Raw genomic sequence first — 1,549 nt, forward strand, 5'->3', positions numbered from 1 at the left:
AATGCCGCTTAGCGTAAGTTGATCTTCATGCAGCGATCCCGGGCTCAGGAAGATTGACCAGCCGGATCGTCGCGGCGCCGGCATGACGGACCCCGGTATCCGTGGGGCGCTTGACCCGGTAGCCGTTGTACCGGGCTCGTTTGACCACTCTGGGATAGCTCCGATGACGACGGAGCGGGTTCAGGTGCTTCTTGGCCGTGAGTTCTCGATACACCTCGTCCAGGACACCGCCCCACCCCTCAGGGGGAAAAAGCCGCCGGGTCTACGACCCGACGGCGCACCACACGCACCGTGCGGGTGAACTTGATCCGGTCCGGATCGGTGTCGGCCTCGGTGGCCGCCGCGCAGATCAACGCGCACAACGCGTGATAGGTGAGCAGATACCCGTAGATCTCCTGACGGACCATGTCCGGTTTGTGGGAGCGCAGTACCCGCCCGGGCCCACGCAGACCGGTCTTGAGCTCGGCGTTGGCGCCCTCGCTCTCCCACCGCTCGTGGTAGGCCTGGGCCAGGCGGGCGGCCGGCATCGCGATGGCATCGTTGAGCGTGGTGATCAGGCAGATCACCTCAGGGCCGCCCCGGCCCCGGTCGGGGAGTTCGTACTCGATGACCCGTACCCGGCGGGCCTTGGTCGCTTCCAGATCGCGGCCGTGGCGAGCGGCTCCGATCAGATCGGTGCGCTGTTTCTTGCTCAACTTGGGGGCCATGACCAACGAGGTGTAGGACCCATCGGCCAGCACCTCCAGCACCGGTAGTTCCAGTGTGTCCTTGACCCGCCACAACAGGTGGGCGCCGGTGTCGGCGGCCTGGGTGAAGTCGGTGAAGGAGTGGAAGTTCCGATCGGCCAGGAGCAGCATGTCCGGCTCCAGCCGGGGGTAGAGGGTGCGGGCCAGGGACTGTTCTCCGGTGCCCTTACCGCCACCGCCTCGCCCCAACGCGGCGGCCAGGGGCGCGTGGGACCCGCACTCGTTGAGGGTGACCACCCGGACCTGGGGGAAAGCCGAGGGGCTGGCCGCTCCACCGCCGTAGCCGAACTCGGTGGCGTTGGCGGCGCTGTCCGGCACTTCCAGGATCATGCCGTCGATGGAGACCATGCGTAGATGGCTCAACCGCGCGCCTCGGGTGAGGGCATCGGCGACCGGCTCGGCGGCGATGTGGGTGAAGATCGTTTCCATCACCTGCCAGCCCAGGCGTTGGCGGGCCTGGGTGAGCCCTCCGGTGGTGGGCGCTTCCCATTCCCAGCACCCCCATCGGGCCAGGGGTTGGGCCAGGCGGGTGATGACTTCTTCGTAGTCCTCGTCACCGAACAGGGCCAGGGCCATCACGAAGTAGACCATCACGTGGGGTGGGAGTTTACCGTCGGAGCGTTTGGCCTGCTTGCCGTGTTGGGCGATGGCTTCATCGATCATCTCCCGTGGCAGGGAGGAGGTCAGCACACCGACCGAGATCTGATCGAGGAGTTTCCCGGTGGGCGGGGCGAGAGTCATGGTCGGCAACCTACCGGCTCGACCCGAGGCACACTTGTCACCTACCTACGCTAAGCGGCATT

General features: G+C 66.5%; 1 protein-coding gene. It reads right to left on the bottom strand.

Going from position 1 to position 1,549, the window contains the following annotated elements:
* Window positions 1-239 precede the first annotated feature (239 nt).
* A complete protein-coding gene (locus NLI01S_RS24755; protein ID WP_067609319.1) occupies window positions 240-1,487 on the bottom strand; it encodes an IS4 family transposase in 1,248 nt (415 codons plus the stop codon).
* Window positions 1,488-1,549 lie beyond the last annotated feature (62 nt).

Source organism: Nocardiopsis listeri NBRC 13360, from assembly GCF_001570765.1.
Lineage (GTDB): Bacteria > Actinomycetota > Actinomycetes > Streptosporangiales > Streptosporangiaceae > Nocardiopsis > Nocardiopsis listeri.